This window comes from Klebsiella sp. w6, assembly GCF_033100215.1.
Taxonomy (GTDB): Bacteria; Pseudomonadota; Gammaproteobacteria; order Enterobacterales; family Enterobacteriaceae; genus Klebsiella; species Klebsiella variicola.
On sequence record NZ_CP136907.1, the window covers coordinates 3,307,752 to 3,324,230 of the forward strand.

14 protein-coding genes and 1 pseudogene are annotated in these 16,479 nt (G+C 56.8%); 5 read left to right on the top strand and 10 right to left on the bottom strand.

The window, feature by feature from the left end; all coding sequences use genetic code 11:
* Window positions 1–2 precede the first annotated feature (2 nt).
* On the bottom strand, window positions 3–311 hold the full coding sequence (locus R0140_RS16415; protein ID WP_012542047.1) for a LapA family protein: 309 nt from the start codon (window positions 309–311) through the stop codon (window positions 3–5).
* 136 nt (window positions 312–447) lie between these two features.
* The gene (pgpB, locus tag R0140_RS16420; protein ID WP_008807789.1) at window positions 448–1,215 is read right to left on the bottom strand and encodes a phosphatidylglycerophosphatase B; all 768 of its coding nucleotides are present in this window, start codon (window positions 1,213–1,215) and stop codon (window positions 448–450) included.
* 163 nt (window positions 1,216–1,378) lie between these two features.
* On the opposite strand from pgpB, the gene ribA reads away from it, so the two are divergent.
* Window positions 1,379–1,981, top strand: coding sequence for a GTP cyclohydrolase II (gene ribA / locus R0140_RS16425; protein WP_008807788.1), 603 nt, complete (start codon window positions 1,379–1,381; stop codon window positions 1,979–1,981).
* 46 nt (window positions 1,982–2,027) lie between these two features.
* On the opposite strand, the gene acnA is transcribed toward ribA, so the two are convergent.
* The 4 genes from acnA to topA all read right to left on the bottom strand — a co-directional run bounded on the left by acnA (window position 2,028) and on the right by topA (window position 9,423).
* On the bottom strand, window positions 2,028–4,706 hold the full coding sequence (gene acnA / locus R0140_RS16430) for an aconitate hydratase AcnA (protein WP_096834450.1): 2,679 nt from the start codon (window positions 4,704–4,706) through the stop codon (window positions 2,028–2,030).
* A gap of 390 nt (window positions 4,707–5,096) precedes the next feature.
* Window positions 5,097–5,264, bottom strand: a complete 168-nt coding sequence (locus tag R0140_RS16435; protein WP_002901776.1) for a YmiA family putative membrane protein — start codon at window positions 5,262–5,264, stop codon at window positions 5,097–5,099.
* A 245-nt stretch (window positions 5,265–5,509) separates the two neighbouring features.
* Window positions 5,510–6,484 (bottom strand): HTH-type transcriptional regulator CysB, encoded by a 975-nt coding sequence (gene cysB / locus R0140_RS16440; protein WP_008807786.1) that lies wholly within the window; start codon window positions 6,482–6,484, stop codon window positions 5,510–5,512.
* A 341-nt stretch (window positions 6,485–6,825) separates the two neighbouring features.
* Window positions 6,826–9,423, bottom strand: coding sequence for a type I DNA topoisomerase (gene topA, locus R0140_RS16445; protein WP_008807785.1), 2,598 nt, complete (start codon window positions 9,421–9,423; stop codon window positions 6,826–6,828).
* A 406-nt stretch (window positions 9,424–9,829) separates the two neighbouring features.
* On the opposite strand from topA, the gene R0140_RS16450 reads away from it, so the two are divergent.
* Complete coding sequence (locus R0140_RS16450; RefSeq protein ID WP_002901761.1) at window positions 9,830–10,081, top strand: YciN family protein; 252 nt, start codon at window positions 9,830–9,832, stop codon at window positions 10,079–10,081.
* 47 nt (window positions 10,082–10,128) lie between these two features.
* Here the strand turns inward: R0140_RS16450 and sohB are convergent, their stop codons facing one another.
* A complete protein-coding gene (gene sohB, locus R0140_RS16455; protein WP_008807783.1) occupies window positions 10,129–11,175 on the bottom strand; it encodes a protease SohB in 1,047 nt (348 codons plus the stop codon).
* 255 nt (window positions 11,176–11,430) lie between these two features.
* Between sohB and R0140_RS16460 the strand changes: the two genes are divergently transcribed.
* The gene (locus R0140_RS16460) at window positions 11,431–12,192 is read left to right on the top strand and encodes a YciK family oxidoreductase (protein ID WP_012542052.1); all 762 of its coding nucleotides are present in this window, start codon (window positions 11,431–11,433) and stop codon (window positions 12,190–12,192) included.
* Window positions 12,189–12,779, top strand: a complete 591-nt coding sequence (gene cobO, locus R0140_RS16465) for a cob(I)yrinic acid a,c-diamide adenosyltransferase (protein ID WP_002901749.1) — start codon at window positions 12,189–12,191, stop codon at window positions 12,777–12,779. The genes R0140_RS16460 and cobO overlap by 4 nt, the downstream gene beginning before the upstream one ends.
* A gap of 60 nt (window positions 12,780–12,839) precedes the next feature.
* Here the strand turns inward: cobO and rluB are convergent, their stop codons facing one another.
* Window positions 12,840–13,742: a 23S rRNA pseudouridine(2605) synthase RluB gene (gene rluB / locus R0140_RS16470; protein ID WP_008807781.1), complete on the bottom strand. Its 903-nt coding sequence runs from the start codon at window positions 13,740–13,742 to the stop codon at window positions 12,840–12,842.
* 280 nt (window positions 13,743–14,022) lie between these two features.
* Window positions 14,023–14,810: pseudogene (locus tag R0140_RS16475) on the bottom strand (LysR substrate-binding domain-containing protein).
* A gap of 111 nt (window positions 14,811–14,921) precedes the next feature.
* Here R0140_RS16475 and R0140_RS16480 point away from each other — a divergent pair.
* Window positions 14,922–15,830 (top strand): DMT family transporter, encoded by a 909-nt coding sequence (locus R0140_RS16480; RefSeq protein ID WP_032735356.1) that lies wholly within the window; start codon window positions 14,922–14,924, stop codon window positions 15,828–15,830.
* A gap of 21 nt (window positions 15,831–15,851) precedes the next feature.
* Here R0140_RS16480 and R0140_RS16485 read toward each other — a convergent pair whose 3' ends face one another.
* A complete protein-coding gene (locus tag R0140_RS16485) occupies window positions 15,852–16,472 on the bottom strand; it encodes an L-threonylcarbamoyladenylate synthase (RefSeq protein ID WP_008807778.1) in 621 nt (206 codons plus the stop codon).
* Window positions 16,473–16,479: the final 7 nt, after the last annotated feature.

A 16,479-nucleotide genomic window follows, 5' to 3' on the forward strand; every position in this document is an offset into this window, starting at 1 on the left:
GGTTATTCCTTCACGGCAGGCACGCCTGCGTCGACAGCGACCGGGCTGACGGGGGCAATCTGGTGCTCAAGGCGCTTAATTTTTCGCTCCGCGCGCGCCAGCGAGACACGCACCCGCAGCCAGAACAAGCCGCAGATCAGCCAGCCAATGGCAAAGCCTGCGGCGAACAGCACCGCCAGCAGTGTCGAAATGCGGAATTCACCCTGCGCGAGTAAATAGTTGAACGTGACCTGTTGGTCATTCTGCGCCCCCAGCGTCACTGAAATGACGAAGATTGCTAGCACCAGTAAGAAAATGAGTAAATATTTCACATGACTTCCCGTTATGTGGGTTGCGCGAAAAAAAGCCCGCTTTCAGCCCTATAAAGTATCATTTTCGCCGCAGCGGTGGAATGAAAAAGCATGGCAACTGTACAGGATATGCGGTCGGATGCCGCTAAAATCAACATTATTCTGCTTCGGGCATCCGTTTTTTAATATCCTGCGCCTCTTCTCCCGGCGGCGAGAGCGGCCCGCACAGGCGCTGCGTCAACCAGCAGGCCACCGTGACCAACAGCCAGGAGATCAGCGTGGCGACAATGAGATCCAGCGGCCAGTGCATGCCCAGCGCCAGGCGACTGCCCATCACCGCCGTCGCCCATACCAGCAGCACGGCGACCGTGCCCCAACGCCGACGCGGCCACAGCAGCCCGGCGGCCAGCAGCGCCCAGCTGGCGGCGAACATCGTGTGACCCGACGGGAAAGCAAAGCCTGTCTCTTTCTGCCAGTGCTTGCGTAAAAACGGCGGAATGTCCTGCGCCTGCGCCAGCTGGGCATGCACCAGTTTAGCGCGTTCTTTACGCTTCAACGCATAGAATTGCGTCACCGGCACCTGTCTTGAGTTTTCCAGCCAGATGACAAAGGGTCTCGGCTCCTGAACCCGCGCTTTGACCCAGGATTTAACCCCCTGTCCCACCAGGATGGCGGCGGCAAGAATCAGGAACAGGATCAGTGCCGCACGCAGCCGGTAGCGAAGACACCAGAGAAACCAGCCGCACAGTGCAACATGCGTGATAATTCCCCACGGCTGCGTCACCGTTTCCGTCACCCACCAGAGGGTTTTCAACATAGCAACCGGCAGTCCTGGCTGCCACAGCCAACCAGACAGCCAGACCGTAACAGGCATAACAAGCAGCAGCGCCGCCGCGAGAGCGGTTCGTCGGGCAATCAACAGCATTTTCTCTCCTTCTCCTTGTAGATGAACATCATAGCGGAAAGTAGTTCGTTTGTGCGCTTTCCACGCGGCTAACCGTTCGCGATTAGGAGAACGTCCCGGCCTTGTGGCAAAATAGCGGCAAACAGAAAGCACATTCAGGTGCTGACAGAATCTGGAGAATCACATGCAGCTTAAACGTGTGGCAGAAGCCAAACTGCCAACCCCATGGGGCGATTTCCTGATGGTGGGTTTTGAAGAACTGGCAACCGGACAAGATCATGTCGCGCTGGTGTATGGCGATATCTCGGGGCAGTCGCCGGTCCTGGCCCGCGTCCATTCAGAGTGTTTGACGGGCGATGCCCTGTTTAGCCTGCGCTGTGATTGCGGCTTTCAGCTGGAAGCGGCCCTGTCGCATATCGCCGAAGAAGGACGGGGGATCCTGCTCTATCACCGCCAGGAAGGACGCAACATTGGTTTATTGAATAAAATCCGCGCCTACGCGCTGCAGGATCAGGGCTACGACACCGTTGAGGCGAACCATCAGCTGGGCTTCGCCGCCGATGAGCGCGACTTCACCCTGTGCGCCGATATGTTCAAACTGCTCAACGTTGAGCAGGTTCGGTTATTAACCAATAACCCGAAAAAAGTGGAAATTCTTACCGAAGCCGGGATCAACATTGTGGAGCGGGTACCGCTGATCGTCGGGCGTAACCCGAAAAATGCTCACTACCTGGATACTAAAGCCGCCAAAATGGGCCATTTGCTGAACAGCAAGCCGGCGGAATAAACCGATTGAATAAAAGAGAAAGGGCCAGCGATGCTGGCCCTTTGTTTTACAGCATATTGCGGATAACGTAGTGCAGGATGCCGTCGTTGCGGTAGTAGGTGAGCTCGGTCGCGGTGTCGATACGGCACCGACAAGGGATCACTTCCTGCGAGCCGTCAGCGCGAGTCAGGGTCACCGGCACCGTAGCGCCAGGCTGAAGCGACTGCAGATTGCTGATATCAATCCGCTCTTCCCCGGTCAACTGCAGCGTTTTACGGGTGACGCCCTGCGGGAACTCCAGCGGCAAAATCCCCATCCCGATCAGGTTGGAACGGTGGATACGTTCGAAGGACTCGGCGATCACCACCCGGATCCCCAGCAGGCGCGGCCCCTTCGCCGCCCAGTCGCGGCTGGAACCTGAGCCATACTCCTTACCGGCAATCACCGCCAGCGGTATGCCTTCCGCTTTATACTGCATCGCCGCATCGTAGATCGCCACCGGTTCGCGGTCCGGCAGATGTCGGGTCATACCGCCTTCCACTCCCGGTACCATTTCGTTACGAATACGGATATTGGCGAAGGTGCCGCGCATCATCACCTCATGGTTACCGCGACGGGAACCATAGGAGTTAAAGTCGCGCCGGGCAACCCCATGCTCCTGCAGATAGCGGCCTGCCGGGCTATCGGCTTTGATGCTCCCCGCCGGCGAAATGTGGTCAGTGGTCACTGAATCGCCCAGCATGGCGAGGATCCGCGCGCCATGAATATCCTCTACCGGCAGCGGTTCGACGCCCATCTCGTCAAAGAACGGCGACAGGCGAATATAAGTCGAGTCCTCCTGCCAGTCATAGGTATCTGACGCCTCCACCTTGATTGCTTTCCACTCCTCGGTACCGGAAAACACTTCCGCGTACTCTTTGCGGAACATCTCAGTGGACACCTGTTCCACCGCACGGGCAATCTCCTCCCCGCTCGGCCAGATATCTTTCAGATAAACCGGTTCGCCATCGCTGCCCTGCCCCAACGGCTCGCGGGTAAGATCGATATTCATGTTCCCCGCCAGGGCGTAAGCGACGACCAGCGGCGGCGAGGCCAGCCAGTTGGTTTTCACCAGCGGATGGATACGCCCTTCGAAGTTACGGTTACCGGAAAGCACCGCCCCGACGGTCAGATCGCCCTTTTTGATCGCCTCTTCAATAGGTTCCGGCAACGGACCGGAGTTACCGATACAGGTGGTACAGCCATATCCCACCAGATTGAAGCCGAGCTGGTCGAGGTAAGGCGTCAGGCCGGCATGAGCCAGATAATCCGACACCACTTTCGAGCCTGGCGCCAGGGAAGCTTTTACCCACGGCTGCGGCTGCAGGCCACGCTCGACGGCTTTTTTCGCCAGCAGACCGGCGGCCATCAGCACGCTGGGGTTGGAGGTATTGGTACAGGAAGTAATAGCCGCAATGGCCACGGCGCCGTCCGGTAGCGAATAGTGATGCCCGTTCAGCGTATAATCCACCGGCTGGCGCTGACGCTGACGCTGAGGATGGTTAACTTCCAGCTCGCCGCTGGCAGCAAAGGCTTTCGGCACATCGCCGAGCGCCACGCGATCCTGCGGCCGTTTCGGCCCGGCAAGGCTTGCCTCAACGCTGCCCATGTCCAGCGCCAGGGTGCTGGTAAAGACCGGCTCATCGCCCGGCTGGCGCCACATGCCCTGCGCTTTGGCATAGGCTTCCACCAGGGCGACCTGTTCTTCGCTACGGCCGCTCAGACGCATATAGCTAAGCGTCACATCATCGATCGGGAAGAAACCACAGGTGGCGCCATATTCCGGGGCCATATTGGCGATAGTGGCGCGATCGGCCAGGGGTAAGGTATCCAGGCCATCGCCGTAGAATTCAACAAACTTGCCGACGACACCGTGCTGGCGCAGCATCTGGGTGACCGTCAGCACCAGATCGGTGGCGGTGATGCCTTCGCGCAGTTTGCCGCTGAGCTTAAAGCCCACGACATCCGGGATCAGCATCGACACCGGCTGACCCAACATGGCGGCTTCCGCTTCAATCCCGCCCACGCCCCAGCCCAGTACGCCGAGACCGTTAATCATGGTGGTATGAGAGTCGGTGCCCACCAGGGTATCCGGCCACGCCATCCACTTCCCATTCACCTCTTCGCTCCAGACGGCCCGACCGAGGTATTCCAGGTTGACCTGGTGACAAATACCGGTGCCCGGCGGCACTACGCTGAAGCGGCTGAAGGCCTGTTGTCCCCAGCGCAGAAAAGCGTAACGTTCGTGGTTACGCTCCATTTCCAGACGGACGTTATCTTCGAAGGCCTCGTCATCGCCGAAACGGTCGACGGTGACCGAGTGGTCGATCACCAGATCGACGGGCGACAGCGGATTCACTTTCGCGGTGTCGCCGCCCAGGCGCTTCACCGCCTCGCGCATGGCGGCCAGATCCACGACTGCCGGCACGCCGGTAAAGTCCTGCATCAGGACGCGGGCCGGACGGTAGGCTATCTCCCGGTCGGCATGGGCCTGTTGCAGCCAGCCGGCCAGGGCACGAATATCTTCTTCTGTCACCGAGTCACCGTCCTGCCAGCGCAGCAGGTTCTCCATCAGCACCTTCAGCGACTTAGGCAGTCGACTGAGATCGCCCAGCTGTTTCTCTGCCAGCGGCAGACTATAGTAATGCCAGGTTTTCTCGTTGACCAGCAGCGTGTCCTTACTGGCTTCTCGTAGGGTTGACGACATAGCTCCTCCTTTATCTCAGGGATGGCATACCCTGATTCTCCTCAGGGTCTCCATTAAAGATAACACATACCAAGCATAACACTTTGATAACAACCCAAATTGCTAAATGCGCCGAGGTCGACAGTGATTAATAGGGAATTATCCTGGAATCGGAGAAATAGCACCAAAATAGTGCAGAAGCGATGATAAAGACGATATTGTATTAGTACACGAGGACAAAAAAAGAGCTAATCGGCCAGCTGGCTATGATTAGCTCTTGTGAGTGATTTCAGATTGGATGAACCCAGCGGCAAAATATATTCTCCCTGTATTGCCGGTCACTGATTTTATATTACAGTTTCCTTTCACTGTCATAAAAATGACATGTATCTACAACGATGACCTACAGCTTTAGCTGACAATCCAGATGTTGCAGATGGTAAGCGCGATGATGCTCCAGAACATCGCCAGCCCTACCAACACTACGCCCCATACGCGACTACGCAGAACGGGATCGATTTCGGTTTTGTCATTCTCGTATGACATCGCCAGTTTCATGTAATCGATATTACTTATCATATTGTCACCACCAATTGCTCAAATCATCAGGTACAGATAAATCTTAATTATGGATAAAAGATTAATCCAGTGAATTTAGGCCTGATGGAATATATTTAACCGGTTATTTGATCGCGGCGGGCATAATGACAAACGTGTTGCCAGAAATTATTAATTTTGTGATTGGTTCGAGGTTTAAGATGTTAAATTAGGACCATGATAGTCAATGGCACTCCCCACAGGGAATGCCATTATTTTTTTAAGGGTTATTTTTCCGGGAGTTTTATATCTTTAAACATCGCTTCAATATCTTCATTCGACCGCAAAGCCACCGCGGTATCCACGACATCCCGGGTCAGATGGGGTGCAAAACGTTGAATAAAATCATACATGTAGCTTCGTAAGAAGGTGCTACGGCGGAAACCAATTTTGGTGGTGCTGTGGCTGAATATGCCGTTCGCATCCAGCTTCACCAGGTCCGGGTCAGAGACCGGATCGACTGCCATGCTGGCTATCACCCCGACCCCAAGCCCCAGGCGAACATAGGTTTTGATCACGTCGGCGTCAGTGGCGGTGAAGACAATGCGCGGCGTCAGACCCGCTCGGTTAAACGCGGTATCCAGTTCCGAACGGCCGGTAAAGCCAAAGGTATAGGTCACCAGCGGGTACTGCGCCAGCTCTTCAATGGAAACCGAGCCCTTCGCGGCCAGAGGATGCTCAGGCGTCACCACAATCGACCGGTTCCAGTGATAGCATGGCAACATCACCAGATCGTCATACAGATGCAGCGCCTCGGTGGCGATGGCGAAGTCGGCGTTGCCTTTCGATACGGCTTCTGCAATCTGGGTTGGCGAGCCCTGATGCATATGCAGCGACACCCGCGGGTAGCGTTCAATAAAGCCCTTGATCACCCCCGGTAACGCATAGCGGGCCTGAGTATGGGTCGTCGCCACATATAACGACCCTTTATCAGGCCAGGTATGCTCCCCGGCGACAGATTTAATCGCATCGACTTTCGATAATACCTCGCGGGCGATACGGATGATCTCCTGCCCGGCAGGTGTCACCTGAGTTAAATGTTTGCCGCTGCGGGCGAAAATCTGGATGCCCAGCTCATCTTCCAGCATGCGGACCTGCTTACTGATGCCCGGCTGGGAGGTATAAAGCCCTTCGGCGGTGGATGAAACATTCAGGTTATGGTTCACCACCTCTACGATGTAGCGAAGCTGTTGTAGTTTCATGCTGATATCCGTTTGCGCGTAAAATGAAGCCGCTTAATACACTTTACGTTCAGGCAACTTGTCGACCGTGAGGCCAGCCTCCCGGCAGTTGGCCGTAGTGGCGCCGCAACGCATCCTGAAAGCGATGATGTATAAGACGTTTTAATAATAAAAAAGGGATTAGCTATAACCACTATATCATTTATATCAACAGTGTATAGATACTAACGAAAAATAATATAGGTGGTTATAAGGGGAAGAAAAGACCATCCAGAAGGGGAAACAACGCGGCAGAGGCATCCACTGCCTCTGCCGGCCGTTAGTGCAGGAAAAGCGCGCTTTTCCTGCCTGATACTGCACGATTACTTTTTGGCTTCAGTCCATTTACCGTCAATAAAGAAGGCTGACCAGCCGGTCGCTTTGCCCTCTTTTTCGGAAGCCACATACTGCTGTTTCGTTTTACGGCTAAAGCGCACCAGCGTTTTATTACCTTCCGGATCCTGCTGCGGCGCATCGGCGAGATAGCGCAGTTTTTCCGGCAGACGATCGCGGAAGCGGTACAGCTCTTCCACCAGCGGCGCACGCGTTTCCCGTGATTTCGGGAAGGTGTTGGCCGCCAGGAAGACACCCGCCGCCCCGTCGCGCAACACAAAGTACGCGTCAGACTTCTCGCACGGCAGCTCCGGCAGCGGCACCGGATCTTCCTTCGGCGGAGCCACTTCGCCGTTGCGCAGGATCTTACGCGTATTCTTACACTCGTCGTTGGTACAGGCCATGTACTTGCCGAAACGCCCCATTTTCAGGTGCATTTCAGAACCGCACTTCTCGCACTCCACTACCGGACCGTCATAGCCCTTGATGCGGAACTCGCCCTCTTCAATCTCATAGCCGTCACAGGTCGGGTTATTACCACACACGTGCAGTTTACGCTTAGGATCGATAAGGTAGCTGTCCATTGCGGTCCCGCACTTCTGACAGCGACGTTTGGCACGCAGCGCGTTGGTTTCCGCGTCATCGCCTTCCAGCACGTTGAGGACTTCGTTTTCCGGCACCAGGTTGATGGTGGTTTTGCAACGCTCTTTCGGCGGCAGAGCATAGCCCGAACAGCCGAGGAAAACACCGGTGCTGGCGGTACGGATGCCCATTTTACGTCCACAGGTCGGGCAGTCGATGCTGGTAAGCACCATCGGGTTCGGCTGCATGCCGCCCTCTTCCGGATCTTTCTCTGCGGTCTCCAGCTGAGTGGTAAAATCGCCGAAGAAGTGGTTCAGTACCTCTTTCCACTCGGCCTGGTGGTTGGCCACCTGGTCGAGACGATCTTCCATCTGCGCGGTGAAGTCGTAGTTCATCAGATCGCGGAAGTTTTCTTCCAGCCGATCGGTGACGATTTCGCCCATTTTCTCCGCGTAAAAACGACGGTTTTCCACCCGCACGTAGCCGCGATCCTGAATGGTCGAGATGATCGAAGCGTAGGTGGAAGGACGGCCGATACCGCGTTTTTCCAGCTCTTTGACCAGCGAAGCTTCGCTGAAGCGCGCCGGCGGCTTGGTAAAGTGCTGCGCAGGCGTCAGCTCCACCAGGCTCAGGCGGTCGCCCTGTTTAACCACCGGCAGCGTCCGGTCTTCATCGCCCTTGCGCAGCGCCGGCATCACTTTGGTCCAGCCGTCGAAACGTAAGGTACGACCGCGCGCTTTCAGTTTGAAATCGCCCGCCGCCACGGTCAACGTGGTGGAATCGTATTGCGCCGGCGTCATCTGACAGGCGACAAACTGGCGCCAGATCAGCTGATAGAGCTTCTGCGCATCGGCTTCCATATCTTTCAGCGTTTCCGCCAGCACGCTCACATCAGAAGGACGAATCGCTTCGTGCGCTTCCTGCGAGTTTTCTTTGCTGGCGTACTGGTTAGCGCTCTCCGGCAGATATTTTTTGCCAAAGTTGTCGCTGATATAACCGCGAACCATGTTCAGCGCGTCCTGACTCAGGTTGGTGGAGTCGGTACGCATATAGGTGATGTGCCCCGCCTCATAGAGACGTTGAGCCATCATCATGGTCTTTTTCACGCCGAAGCCGAGACGGGTGCTGGCCGCCTGCTGCAGCGTGGAGGTGATGAACGGCGCGCCCGGCTTGCTGCTGGTCGGCTTGTCTTCTCGCTCCAGCACGCTGTAGCTGGCTTTTTCCAGCAGCGATACCGCCGCCATGGTCTCATCACGGCTGACCGGACGGAACGGCTTATCGTCTTTGTGAGTCACCTGCAGAGGCAGCGCGTCGCCGCCCGGCGTGGTGGTGCTGGCATCAACTTCCCAGTACTCTTCCGGGACGAAGGCTTTGATTTCACGCTCACGTTCCACCACCAGGCGGACCGCAACGGACTGCACGCGCCCGGCAGAAAGACCACGGGCAATTTTCTTCCACAGCAGCGGCGAGACCATATAGCCCACCACGCGGTCCATAAAGCGGCGCGCCTGCTGGGCGTTAACCCGATCGATATTCAGTTCGCCCGGCTTTTCGAAGGCCTGACGAATAGCGTTTTTGGTGATCTCATTGAACACCACGCGGCTGTAACGCTGTTCATCGCCGCCGATCACTTCCCGCAGGTGCCAGGCAATGGCTTCCCCTTCGCGGTCAAGGTCGGTTGCGAGATAGATGTGGTCAGCTTTTTCCGCCAACTGTTTGAGTTCTGAAACTACCTTTTCTTTACCCGGAAGTACTTCATAGTGCGCATTCCAGTCATGCCATGGGTCCACGCCCATGCGGTTAACCAGAGCACCACGTTCGTCCTTTTTAGGCTTTTTAGCCCCTTTGGTGGCGGTAGAGTCGGTGCTCTTTTTGGAAGCTGATCCACTGGTCGGCAAATCGCGGATATGACCGACGCTGGATTTCACCACGTAGTCATTACCCAGATACTTATTGATCGTTTTGGCTTTTGCCGGGGACTCAACGATAACGAGAGCTTTACCCATATTCACCTTTACCTAATTTGATTCATCCAGGAATACATCGCACATTCATACACCCTCCACTGGCGACTGCCTCATATGTTGCGGCACCGTCGGTGAATATCAACCCTGAACACCCGCTTCATCTCCGTAAAACCAGGCGTTTGAGTTTGCTGACTTTTTTTCGTCAGGTGACATAGCACGAAGAATTTTTGGCCGAATGTCAAGCAAATCTGTTGCCAGATCGCCGAAAGCGTCACACTGTACCTGATAAAATTCGTTACGCAACTTTATTAGCATGCAAAAGCGAAACCCGCCAGTAAACGGCTGTTTCTCCACTGGTTACGATTACCCCTGTTTTGTCCATGGAAAATTTGCCCCACGCCGCCGCGCGGCGTAAACTACGCGCGGAGAAAAAGAGGAGTCCGTTATGCAAGGTACAACCCAACCTATCGATCGCCAGACGCTGCTCGAAAAAGCCAACAAACTTATTCGCGAACATGAGGATACGTTAGCCGGTATCGAAGCCACCGACGTCGTTCAGCGCAACAATGTCCTGGTGTTTAGCGGTGAGTTTTATCTTGACGAGCAGGGTTTACCGACGCCGAAGAGTACGGCGGTATTTAACATGTTTAAGTACCTCGCCCACGAGCTGTCGGACAAGTATCACCTGGTCGATTAAGGCCAGTGGAAACGATAACGCGAGGCCCTGGCCTCGCGTTATGTTGTTTACATCAGCGGTTTCTGACCGCGCTGCCACCAGCGCAGCAGAAGTCGATCGGCGCTCTCCGCGGCGCTACCAGTGAAGCGGTCGAGCATTTTCTTACGCTGTTGATAACGCACCCCGATCACCTCGTGGCTCTCCATGAGCCCCAGCAACAGCTCATCGCTGGTTTCAACCGCATCCACCAGCCCTTTTTCCAGCGCCTGCACCCCGTACCAGTGCTCGCCGGTAGCTACCTGCTCAATATCAAGTCCAGGACGCATCCGATGGACGAAATCCTTGAACAGATGGTGCGTCTCATTGAGATCCTCACGGAACTTGCGCCGCCCTTCTTCGGTATTTTCGCCCAGCATAGTGAGCGTCCGTTTGTACTGCCCGGCGGTATGCAGTTCGATATCAATATCTTTGTTCTTCAGGAAGCGATGGAGGTTAGGGATCTGCGCCACCACGCCAATGGAGCCAAGGATCGCAAACGGCGCCGACACAATTTTGTTGGCCACGCAAGCCATCATATAGCCGCCGCTGGCCGCCACTTTGTCAACCGCCACCGTCAGCGGGATCTGTTTGTCGCGCAACCGCTGCAGCTGAGAGGCTGCCAGTCCGTAACCGTGTACCACCCCGCCGGGGCTTTCCAGACGAATCACCACCTGGTCACGCGCTTTCGCCGCCGCCAGCACCGCCGTGATCTCTTCCCGCAGGCTGTTGACCTCATGGGCATCCATGCTGCCTTTGAAATCCAGCACCCAGGCGCGCGGCTTGCCTTCCGGCTCCACGTTACCCAGCTTCGCCCGCGCCTTCGCGGCCTTCGCCTCTTGTTTTTGCTTTTTCTTCTGCGCTTTATGCCACTGTTTCTGCTGCGGGCCGTCAAGCAGCGCCACCGCCAGCGATTCCTTCATCTCTTTGTAATGCTCGCTAAGATTGGTCACCCGCAGTTCGCCGCGCTGCTTCTTACGCTGGGCCAGGTTGACGATAATAGCGGCAATCACCGCGATAGCGACGACAACCGTCGCGATCTTGGCTAAAAATAAGCCGTACTGAGCAAGTAATTCCACGTTTTCACCTTGTGTAAAGCACTGACGTTGCTGCACAGTGTACATCAGCCCCTGGCGAGAAGTCTTTGTGCTTTGTGTCTTGTGCGCAGCGGATTCCGTTTTTTTTCAGCGAGGCTGAAATCGTTGCAAGATATTAATTTTCTGAATACTTTCCGCTTCGCCGATTGCAATGGCGAGCACTTTCAGGCATAACAGCGCAAAAGTGAGATACCAAAGATGAAGCGCGATCGGGAACCGATCGCCCAAGGAGTCGCCGTGCATTATCAACCGCAACGCCACTTGCTGAAAGATCGCATCATCCTGGTCACCGGCGCCAGCGACGGGATTGGTCGTGAAGCGGCCCTGACCTACGCGCGCTATAGCGCCAGCGTGATTCTGCTTGGCCGCAACGACGAAAAACTGCGCGCCGTCGCCCAGGAGATTGAACGCGAGGGCGGCATTCCCGCCCGCTGGTTTACCCTCGACCTGCTAACCTGCACGCCGCAGGCGTGCCAGCAGCTGGCGCAGCAGATAAGTATGCACTATCCCCGTCTTGACGGCGTGCTGCACAACGCCGGCCTGCTCGGCGACATCTGCCCCATGGACGAGCAGAAGCCGGAGGTCTGGCAGCAGGTGATGCAGGTGAACGTCAATGGCACTTTTATGCTGACCCAGGCGCTTCTTCCTTTATTACTCCGTTCGGATGCGGGCTCGCTGGTCTTCACCTCGTCCAGCGTTGGCCGTCAGGGCCGCGCCAACTGGGGCGCCTATGCGGTCTCCAAATTCGCCACCGAAGGGATGATGCAGGTGCTGGCCGACGAGTACCAAAGCCGTCATCTGCGGGTGAACTGCATCAACCCCGGCGGCACCCGCACCGGGATGCGCGCCAGCGCCTTCCCGACGGAAGATCCGCTAAAACTGAAGACCCCCGCTGACATTATGCCCGTCTATCTATGGCTGATGGGTGACGACAGTCGCCGCAAGACGGGAATGACCTTTGACGCCCAACCGGGCCGTAAGCCAGGAATTGCCCAATGAGTGATGAACGCTACCGCGAACGCCAGCAGCGGCTGAAAGATAAAGTTGACGCCCGGGTGGCGGCAGCCCAGGACGAACGCGGCATTGTGATGGTCTTTACCGGCAACGGCAAAGGCAAAACCACCGCCGCCTTTGGCACCGCGACCCGCGCCGTCGGCCACGGCAAAAAAGTCGGCGTGATCCAGTTTATTAAGGGGACCTGGCCTAACGGTGAGCGTAACCTGCTGGAACCCCACGGCGTCGAATTTCAGGTGATGGCGACAGGCTTCACCTGGAACACCCAGGATCGCGACAGCGACACCGCCGCCTGTCTGGCGGTCTGGGAGCATGCCCGCCGTATGCTGGCTGACGACCAGCTCGATCTGGTGCTGCTGGATGAGCTGACTTACATGGTGGCGTACGATTACCTGCCGCTGGAATCGGTGCTAAGCGCCCTGCGTGAGCGTCCTGCCCATCAGTCGGTGATCATTACCGGCCGCGGCTGCCATCGCGATATTATTGAACTGGCGGATACCGTCAGCGAACTGCGTCCGGTCAAGCATGCGTTTGATGCCGGGATTAAAGCGCAGATGGGAATTGACTACTGAGGGCCTGGTACGGCGAAAGGCAGTACGCGTTCCGGCGGCAATCCACCGGAACGCACAACATTAACCGTTGGTCTTATTGCGAGTACTGGAACGACGGTTGCTGTTGTTACCCTGGCGCGGGTTAGCGCTGGTCTGGCTGTGACGCTTCACCGCCCGACGGATCTGATTGGCTTTCATCCGGCGACGGTCTTTCTCGACGGCAACTTTAGAACTGGTTTCCGGCGTCAGCTCCACCAGCTCGCGCAGGTAGTTGGTCTGCGCCAGGTCCAGTTCGGTATAGCCGCCGCGCGGCAGGCCTTTCGGCAGCAGAATATCGCCATAGCGCACGCGGATCAGACGGCTGACCTGCACGCCGACCGCTTCCCACAGGCGACGCACTTCGCGGTTACGCCCTTCGGTCAGGGTGACGTTGTACCACTGGTTAATCCCTTCACCGCCGGTGAATTTGATGGTTTTAAATGCTGCCGGACCATCTTCTAACTGCACGCCGCGAGACAGCTGACGCAGCTTATCATCATCCACCTGGCCGAAAACGCGAACGGCGTACTCACGCTCGACTTCACGGCTCGGATGCATCAGGCGGTTTGCCAGTTCGCCATCGGTGGTGAACAGCAGCAGGCCACAGGTGTTCACGTCCAGACGGCCAACGGCAATCCAGCGCGCGCCACGCAGTTTTGGCAGGCGATCAAACACCGTCGGGCGCCCTTCCGGATCGTTACGGGTGCACAGCTCGCCTTCCGGCTTATAGTAAGCCAGCACGCGACAGATCTGCTCAGCAGACTCTTTCACCGAGATCAGATGACCATCGATACGAATTTTTAAACCGGGGACGATTTCCACACGATCGCCGAGGGTGGCGATTTTTCCGTCGACGCTGACGCGGCCAGCTTCGATTTTCGCTTCAATTTCACGGCGGGAGCCGTGGCCGGCGCGGGCCAGCACTTTTTGCAGTTTCTCGCTCATTGAGCTTCCTTAAGGTGTCGCCTTCCCAGGCGTCTGGTATGCTTTATGAAACAATGAGGCCTGTATGAACAACTCATTGTTACGTATATACTTTTTACGTAAAGTCTCGCTGGCATGCGCAAAACATTCACCGCGAGCCCGTAATCGTGGCCGAACATACTACACTAACTTCGTCGGGAAAGCTTCTGTTCGCCGTATCGCACCTTGAGTATGGAACAGATTTTCCTCATTCTCCTGTGCGCCTTCACACATAGAGATCTTTACCGGACAGTGATCCTCCTCACTGCGCGCCCTCCTCAACAACAGCCGGGCGCTGGCCGAGCAGCCAGTCGCGAAAACAGCGGTTGGCAGGCGCCAGCAGCGCGGTCTCGTGGTAAACCAGATGATAGGCCAGCGGACAGGCGATGGGCTGCGCCAGAGGATTAACCAGCCGCCCCTGCGTCAGCGCAGACGCTATGAATGAACGTCGCAGTAATGCCATCCCCATACCAGCGAACGCCGCCTCCGTCACGCCGTTGGAATCAGTGAACACCGGACCGCGGCGCGCGCGGTCCGGCTCCAGCCCCACAGCCTCACACCACAGCGCCCAGTCTTCACGATGCTCATCGTGCAGCAGCGGATACTGCAGCAGATCGCCCGCACCGGCGAGGGACCGGCGCGGAGCAATCAGTTGCGGACTGCAGACCGGGATACGATCTGGATCTCAATCTTTGGATAACGTCGTTCAAAATCAGCCAGCCGCGGCAGCAGCCACTGAATGGCGAAGCCGCTGGTACAGCTGAGCGTCACCTTTTCTGGCCCCGCGGGCACCTGCAGGCGCTGGGTGGCGGCGGCTATCTGGAGAAAGGCGGGCTGAACGGCCCGCAGGTAGATCTCCCCCACCTCCGTTAACTGTAACTGTCGGGGAGTACGAATAAAAAGCGGGGTATTCAGCGCTTCCTCGAGGCGGGCAATTTGCTGGCTGACGGCGCTTGCCGTAACGCAAAGCTCACTGGCGGCCTGCTTCAGACTAAGCAGCCGTGCCGCCGCTTCAAAGCAGCGCAGCGCATTCAGCGGTGGAAGTTTTATCGACATGGCATCTCAGTTAAGAATAACTTAATCATGTAAGCATAACGCGTTTGTCGGACGCTGCACGTGAGTTCTACAGTTGACTTCCTTCGTGAATACAAGGAGTCAATCATGCGTGTTATCGACTATGGCCGCCTGCTGCTGCTCGCCGCTCTCTGGGGCGCCAGTTTTTTGTTTATGCGCATCACCACCCCGGCCTTCGGGGCGATGACCAGCGCTTTTCTTCGCGTACTGTTTGCCGCTATCGCGCTCGGGCTGTTACTCGGTGTGCAGGGTAAATGGAGCGGGTATCAGGGAAAATTCATATCCACTCTGAAGCTGGGGGTCATTAATTCAGGCCTTCCTTTTCTGATGTACTGCCTTGCCGCACAGTGGCTGCCGGCAGGGTACTCCGCCACGCTCAACGCCACGGCGCCGATGATGGGGGTGCTGATCGGCGCGTTATGCTTTGCAGAACCGTTAACCCTGCGCAAAGGCGGCGGCGCGATACTGGGCGCCATTGGCGTGGCGGTGATCGCGCGCCCGACATCTGGCCTTAGCGCCGCCCTCCTGCTGCCGGGGATTGGCGCCTGCCTGACCGCGACCGCCTGTTACGGTCTGGCCGGCTTTCTGACCCGCAGTTGGATCCAGCAGCGGGGCGGCCTTGAGGCTGAGCGCGTTGCGTTGGGCAGTCAGGTCGGCGCCACGCTGTTTCTGTTGCCTTTCTTTCTCTGGTCAGGCTGGTATGGTCCGGTCATAGACTGGCGACAGAGCCTGCCGTGGATAGCGATAGCCATGCTGGGCGTGGTCTGTACAGCAGCAGGGTATATTCTCTATTTTCGCCTGATTGCTGATATAGGACCGCTGCGTTCGCTGTCCGTGACCTTTTTGATCCCACCTTTTGCGGCGCTGTGGGGCTATTTGTGCCTCGGAGAAACCATACAAAAAGGGCTGATTCTCGGCGCACTGCTGATCGGTCTGGCGCTGTGGTTGATTGTCGTGCCGTCAGGAAGGAAACGCGGGGTGCCGGGCGGAGCATGAACCACCGCCCGACGATGACGATCAGAGGAAAGGCTTCACGTCGCCGACGCCTTCGCGCAGCACCACCGGGGTATCTTCCGTCAGGTCGATAACCGTGGTCGGCTGCTGCCCAAGGAAGCCGCCGTGAATGATGAGGTCCACCACTTTCTCCAGACGATCTTTGATCTCTTCCGGGTCGGACTCGGTAAAGTCGCTGCCAGGCAGCATCAGCGACGTGGACAGCATCGGTTCGCCTAAAGTTTCGAGCAACGCCTGAGCAATAGGGTTAGACGGGACGCGCATGCCGATGGTTTTACGTTTCTCCTGCAGCAGCCGGCGCGGCACTTCTTTGGTCCCCTTGAGGATAAAGGTGTAGTTGCCCGGCGTGTTGTTTTTCATCAGACGAAACGCCACGTTGTCGACAAAAGCGTAGGTTGACAGCTCGGACAAATCGCGGCACATCAGGGTAAAGTTGTGGCCGTCCGGCAACTGACGGATACGGCAGATCCGCTCCATCGCGCCCTTGTCTTCAATTTTGCAGCCCAGGGCGTAGCCGGAGTCGGTAGGATAAACGATCACCCCGCCCTTACGCACAATCTCCACCGCCTGGTTAATCAACCGCGCCTGCGGGTTATCCGGATGGATATAAAAAAACTGGCTCATACTTCCC

Bases quoted from the DNA above. Each gene is read 5' to 3' on its own strand.
- pgpB (WP_008807789.1), bottom strand. From the start codon at position 1,215: ATGCTGTTGATTGCCCGACGAACCGCTCTCGCGGCGGCGCTGCTGCTT.
- ribA (WP_008807788.1), top strand. From the start codon at position 1,379: ATGCAGCTTAAACGTGTGGCAGAAGCCAAACTGCCAACCCCATGGGGC.
- acnA (WP_096834450.1), bottom strand. From the start codon at position 4,706: ATGTCGTCAACCCTACGAGAAGCCAGTAAGGACACGCTGCTGGTCAAC.
- R0140_RS16435 (WP_002901776.1), bottom strand. From the start codon at position 5,264: ATGATAAGTAATATCGATTACATGAAACTGGCGATGTCATACGAGAAT.
- cysB (WP_008807786.1), bottom strand. From the start codon at position 6,484: ATGAAACTACAACAGCTTCGCTACATCGTAGAGGTGGTGAACCATAAC.
- topA (WP_008807785.1), bottom strand. From the start codon at position 9,423: ATGGGTAAAGCTCTCGTTATCGTTGAGTCCCCGGCAAAAGCCAAAACG.
- R0140_RS16450 (WP_002901761.1), top strand. From the start codon at position 9,830: ATGCAAGGTACAACCCAACCTATCGATCGCCAGACGCTGCTCGAAAAA.
- cobO (WP_002901749.1), top strand. From the start codon at position 12,189: ATGAGTGATGAACGCTACCGCGAACGCCAGCAGCGGCTGAAAGATAAA.
- rluB (WP_008807781.1), bottom strand. From the start codon at position 13,742: ATGAGCGAGAAACTGCAAAAAGTGCTGGCCCGCGCCGGCCACGGCTCC.
- R0140_RS16480 (WP_032735356.1), top strand. From the start codon at position 14,922: ATGCGTGTTATCGACTATGGCCGCCTGCTGCTGCTCGCCGCTCTCTGG.
- R0140_RS16485 (WP_008807778.1), bottom strand. From the start codon at position 16,472: ATGAGCCAGTTTTTTTATATCCATCCGGATAACCCGCAGGCGCGGTTG.